The organism is Flavobacterium sp. (assembly GCF_044368625.1).
GTDB lineage: Bacteria > Bacteroidota > Bacteroidia > Flavobacteriales > Flavobacteriaceae > Flavobacterium.
This window is the reverse complement of sequence record NZ_JBIPPD010000229.1, coordinates 1-4934: the sequence shown is the minus strand read 5'-3', so window position 1 is coordinate 4934 and position 4934 is coordinate 1. Positions and strand designations below refer to the sequence as shown.

At 33.1% G+C, this 4934-nt stretch carries 8 protein-coding genes; 1 reads left to right on the top strand and 7 read right to left on the bottom strand.

Going from position 1 to position 4934, the window contains the following annotated elements; translation table 11 throughout:
- The first annotated feature begins 400 nt into the window (after window positions 1–400).
- Window positions 401–661, top strand: coding sequence for a hypothetical protein (locus tag ACIQ2X_RS13740; RefSeq protein ID WP_396179506.1), 261 nt, complete (start codon window positions 401–403; stop codon window positions 659–661).
- 49 nt (window positions 662–710) lie between these two features.
- Here the strand turns inward: ACIQ2X_RS13740 and ACIQ2X_RS13735 are convergent, their stop codons facing one another.
- The 7 genes from ACIQ2X_RS13735 to ACIQ2X_RS13705 all read right to left on the bottom strand — a co-directional run bounded on the left by ACIQ2X_RS13735 (window position 711) and on the right by ACIQ2X_RS13705 (window position 4783).
- Window positions 711–959 (bottom strand): hypothetical protein, encoded by a 249-nt coding sequence (locus ACIQ2X_RS13735; RefSeq protein WP_396179504.1) that lies wholly within the window; start codon window positions 957–959, stop codon window positions 711–713.
- Entirely contained in the window at window positions 956–2578 is a 1623-nt protein-coding gene (locus tag ACIQ2X_RS13730; RefSeq protein ID WP_396179503.1) for a PAS domain S-box protein, read from the bottom strand. The genes ACIQ2X_RS13735 and ACIQ2X_RS13730 overlap by 4 nt, the downstream gene beginning before the upstream one ends.
- Window positions 2579–2601: 23 nt before the next feature.
- Window positions 2602–2751: a PAS domain S-box protein gene (locus ACIQ2X_RS13725; protein WP_396179502.1), complete on the bottom strand. Its 150-nt coding sequence runs from the start codon at window positions 2749–2751 to the stop codon at window positions 2602–2604.
- 41 nt (window positions 2752–2792) lie between these two features.
- Window positions 2793–3257, bottom strand: a complete 465-nt coding sequence (locus tag ACIQ2X_RS13720) for a hypothetical protein (RefSeq protein ID WP_396179501.1) — start codon at window positions 3255–3257, stop codon at window positions 2793–2795.
- Window positions 3258–3343: 86 nt separating this feature from the next.
- A complete protein-coding gene (locus ACIQ2X_RS13715) occupies window positions 3344–3562 on the bottom strand; it encodes a hypothetical protein (RefSeq protein WP_396179500.1) in 219 nt (72 codons plus the stop codon).
- Window positions 3563–3598: 36 nt separating this feature from the next.
- Window positions 3599–3964 (bottom strand): response regulator, encoded by a 366-nt coding sequence (locus tag ACIQ2X_RS13710; RefSeq protein ID WP_396179499.1) that lies wholly within the window; start codon window positions 3962–3964, stop codon window positions 3599–3601.
- A gap of 57 nt (window positions 3965–4021) precedes the next feature.
- Entirely contained in the window at window positions 4022–4783 is a 762-nt protein-coding gene (locus ACIQ2X_RS13705; protein ID WP_396179498.1) for a LytR/AlgR family response regulator transcription factor, read from the bottom strand.
- Window positions 4784–4934: the final 151 nt, after the last annotated feature.

Sequence of the window (4934 nt, the reverse complement as noted above, 5' to 3'; positions counted from 1 at the left end):
AATTCAATATGTCTATGAACGTATCATTCTTGTTTTTCGTCTCGTTTTTCACTTTAGTGTTTCTCGAAGCGGGTGCAAAAGTACATCTTAATTTTTAATCCGGCAAGCTTTTTTTGAAGTTTTTTAAAAACTTTCGTCTCTAATATCACTCTCTATTAACTACCCAATCTCTCAATGAACATCCACTCTTGCGGGGTGCAAAGGTAAATCCCTTTTTTATTTCTGACAAGCTTTTTTGAAAATATTTTTAAACTTATTTTCTCCAAATTCTTAATCCTCAATTTCTAAAATGAACTTAGAGCCTTAGCGGGTGCAAAACTAATACTTCTTTTCTTATCTCGCAAATTTATTTTTAGATTATTTCTAACACCTTATTTACTCAATTTAAAACAGTATTTGTATGAACTTCGCCGTTGTTGCGGGTGCAAAAGTAATACTTCTTTTTACTTCTGCAAGAGTTTTATTAACCTTTTTTAAAAGTATTTTACAACTCATTAAATATATGGATATTACTGAAAAAATTTTTTATCAAATGATGCGTTCAATTAAAATTTTAGAGACTTATCTTGTCAAGAAACTCTTTAGTAATGGGTTTTACGTGAAATGCGACCACGTTTTTATCATTTCGGGATCGGATGATATCCTTATTGTCAATGGTTGAAGATATAATATAAGTCTTGCAATAATTTTTTAAAGTATTGGATAAATTGTCATAAGCATCTAGAAAATCGAATCCCGACATTAAGGGCATATATATCTACAAATATAATCTGTGGCAAAGCTTCAATATTTTCCTGATTTTCTTGAAGATATTTCAAAGCTTCTTTTGCATCAGTGTACTGCAGCACGTTTTCTCCAAAATTATTTTTAGTAATCATGCGTGACGGAATGTAAAGATCTATAACATTATCATCAATAATCATTACAATTTTAAATTTCGGTTTTGGATTTTCAATCATGGTTTCAAATTTTTTAGTGTAATTATAAATGTAGTGCCGATATCATTTTCGGATTGTAATTCTATCGAGCCTTGCAATATTTCAATAGTCTCTTTAACTATATATAAGCCAATACCCGTACCGTCTTTACTACCCGAAAGTCGAAAAAACATATCAAATTTTTTATCATGGAATTCTGGTGCTATTCCAATACCATTATCGATTAATGTTACAACAAGGCTTTCATGATTTGAATGTCCAAATAATTTTATATATCTTCCGAACTCTTCATTTTTGTGGTACTTTATAGCGTTGGAAATAAGATTTACGAAAATAGTATTGAAACACAACTTATCTGAATAGAACGCTTGCTCTTCTTTAATATCAATCTCATAAAAAATTCCATGTGCACCTTGCATACTTTGAAGTGAGTCTATAATATCAAAGATTGTTTCTTGAATCGAAATACTTTGAACCTCAAGGCCTGTTCGGTTATTTCGAGAGTAGTTCAAGATATTTTTTATAAACTCATCTAAACGATTAATACTGACTCGAATCATTTTAGCATGAATAAGCGTATCAGGCTCCTGACTTTCCTCTTCAATAAATGAGAGTAACCCCAAAACAGAAGTAAGCGGCGACCTTAAATCATGAGAAACGCTATAAACAAAACGATCCAATTCTAAATTAACTTTAATGAGTTCTTTATTTCGTGTTTCTAAATTCAATTCTGTTTTTTTACGATCGGTGATGTCATTAGAAAGAATAAAGCGGGATGGAACCCCTTCATAAATTATTTCATGGGCAATAATTTCAACGGGAAAGACCGTACGGTTTTTTCTTTGATGCTTCCAAATTCCTCTGTTAAAGTTTGTTGAATTTACTGCTGAAGAATGAAACGATTGCATAAATTGACCTTTATCTTCTTCAGGTCTGATGTCCAAAACAGTCATCGAAAGAAATTCCTCTCGACTATATCCATACTGGCGCAAGGCCATTTTATTTACATCTAGAAATTTAAAAGTAGCTCGGTCAAAAACCCACATCGCCATTGGATTATGGTCAAAAAGATAGCGGTATTTTTTTTCATTTTTCTTTAAGGTTTGTTGTGCTTTTTTTATTGCTGTAATGTCCGTTACCATTGCCATGCTTCCTATATACTCTCCTGTTTCACTTATTAATGGATTTACAACAACCTTTGCCCAGATTTTTTTCCCCGATTTAGAGAGGTATTTGATATGATTTTGATTGGAATACTTTTTCTTTATGCTATATTTTGAAGGCATCTTTTGTTTCTTTGTAACTTTAAAGGTATCAGCCGTTCTGCCTATCATTTCTTCTTCCGTGTATTCTAATATTTGACACATTTTGGGGTTAACGAAAGTGGTTTTGTGATTTTTGTCCGTAAGCCAAATACCTTCTTGAGCGGTCTCAACAATTTGACGGTACCTTTGTTCGCTTTCCAATAATGCTTTTTGAACTTTTTTGCGTTCGCTGATGTCACGAACAAAAAGCAGCGTATTTCCGTCTTGAAGCATTTTTGCCGACAATTCTACGTCAAGTAAAGTACCATCTTTCTTTTTTATTTGTCGTTCATCTATTAAAATTTTTCCAGCTTGCAATACAATGCAATCCGACATCAATGAACTGAGTTCTTGCTCTGCTATAAATCGGCAATTGAAAGTGTAAGCATCTCTTCATTCGTATAGCCCAATTTATCGCAAGCGTAATTATTAGCCTCTATGATTTTCATTGATTGGTCAATAAAACAAATAGCATCACTGGCTTGCTCGATAAGTGAAGTAAACCGCAAGAGGCTGTCCTCAACTTTTTTTCGCGACAAAACCTGCTCGGTTACATCATTGGCAAAAAAAGTATTCCGTCGATGTTACCGTCTATATCCCGATGGGCTTGATAAATAAAATTTAAATACGTATCCCGAAGTTGTCCCTTTCCGTCGGAATCAAATTTTACAAGCATTTCATTAGCAGAAAAAGTTTCTCCTGTCTTATAAACCGTATCTAAAAACTTGAAAATGCCTTGTGATTCTAATTCTGGCAAGACTTCTTTTACGGTTTTGCCAATGATATCGTTTTTATCAATTAAATTCAAATATAAGTTGTTGGCCATTTCATAAACATGATTTGCGCCTTTTAAAATACCCATACAAGATGGGGCTTGTAAATACAAATCATAAAACCGTTGCCTTTCGACTTCAAATGCTTTTTCAAGGTTTTTTTTATCTGTGATATCTTTAGCCTTACAATAGCTGATTTGATGCACGTCGTCCCAAAAGACCGACCAAAGTAGGTGCGCCACACTCCCGTTTTTGTGCCTGCATCGATTTTCGAACATTCTGAAGTGAACACCACTCTTAATACCTACATCAGCGCTAACTGTCTTTTCTACATCTTCAAAAAACAGGTAATCCGTATACTTTTTCCTAGTAACTCTTCCGGTTTAAATCCCAAAACAGCTTCTGACGCGGCATTCATTCGTGCAAATCGGGAAGCTTTGATTCCTTCGAACTCAAGTCCTTCAGGTATCGTCGTGGCGTTTTCATTCTTTATTGAAGTGTAACTGGATTCATTTTTATCAAGCGTACGCATTAACTTCTGTACCATAACCTCGTTTGAATCTACTCCTGATTCTTGTAATGCTCATATTATTTTATGGCTTAAAGTAGAAAGATTGTTGATTGAAACAAAATCTGTTACGCCTCTTTTTAGTAGCTCAATCACATTTTTTTCCTCAATGGGTTGGCAAACAAAAATAAACGGAACTAAAGGCTTCTCTTTTTGTTTCATTTCAAATACTGTAGGTCCGTCAAAAAATGCATGTGTGTAATTGGAAAGGACAATATCAGGTGCAAATTGTTCCAGTGCCCATTCAAAATCCTCTTTTGACTGTACGATTTTTGTAGTACATTCAATGGATTTCAGTTCTTGCTGTATGGCATTAATCGCAAAGCGGTTCTGCTCTACAATTACTATTTTAGTCTTCTTAGGCACTTTTGTAATCAGCAATTTTATATTATTTTAAGATTAAAGAAAAACATTTTTGACATTCTATTAACATGATAATTAATTTTTAAGCTTAATAAACTTATTAAAATCATCCTGCCTTCTTTTGGCTACTGGCAAAATTGTTCCATCTGAAAGTTCGCAGAAATAGCCGTCTTTTTTTGAAATTTTAGCAATATGCCGCAGATTTATAATATAGGAATGATGTATCCTGAAAAAATGATTATGATCCAGTAATGCAGTATATTCGCCTAAATTTCTGCTCGACATTATCGTACTCGCATTTGATAGGAAAAAATTAGTGTACTTCCCATTGGCTTGGCAGAAAATAATTTCCGACATGTTAATTAGCTCTATTTTATCTAAAGAAGCAATGGCAATATAGTCATTGGCTTGATGAACTGCGTTTATTAAATCTATGTTGTTTATATTTTGACTTTGATAAGAGCGTTCCATCTCGTTTCTTTTAATCACTTTATATACGGATATAATTAGTGTGTTGAATTCAATTGGCTTCAGGATAAAATCAATTGCGTTGTGCTTAAATGCGTTGACAGCCATTTTGTCGTTTTTGGAAATAAAAACTAATTTCGGAATGCTGAATTCTAACTGTTCGAGTATTTCGGAAAATACATTATTTTCGACAATAAAGTCTACGAAGATTAGGTCGGGTTTTTGATCTTTTATCAAAACCAGACCGTCAACTAAGGAAAATGCCTCACCGATTATTTTTATAATCATGTTGTTTTCTTCCTCAAATTTTTTTAGAATAAGCAACGTATCCGTATGCTCTGTTATAATTATTGCCTTTATGGGGGTCATGGGCTTTGAAGGTTTTTTATTTTATTTTCACTATTATCCGAAAGTCTAAAATAAAAAAAGCCTGAGATTCCCTTATTTTTGTTTTGCGAAAAATAAAATAATTTTATGGGACTCTTCAGGCGAAACAAAAATATCAAAAAACCTGTTATTC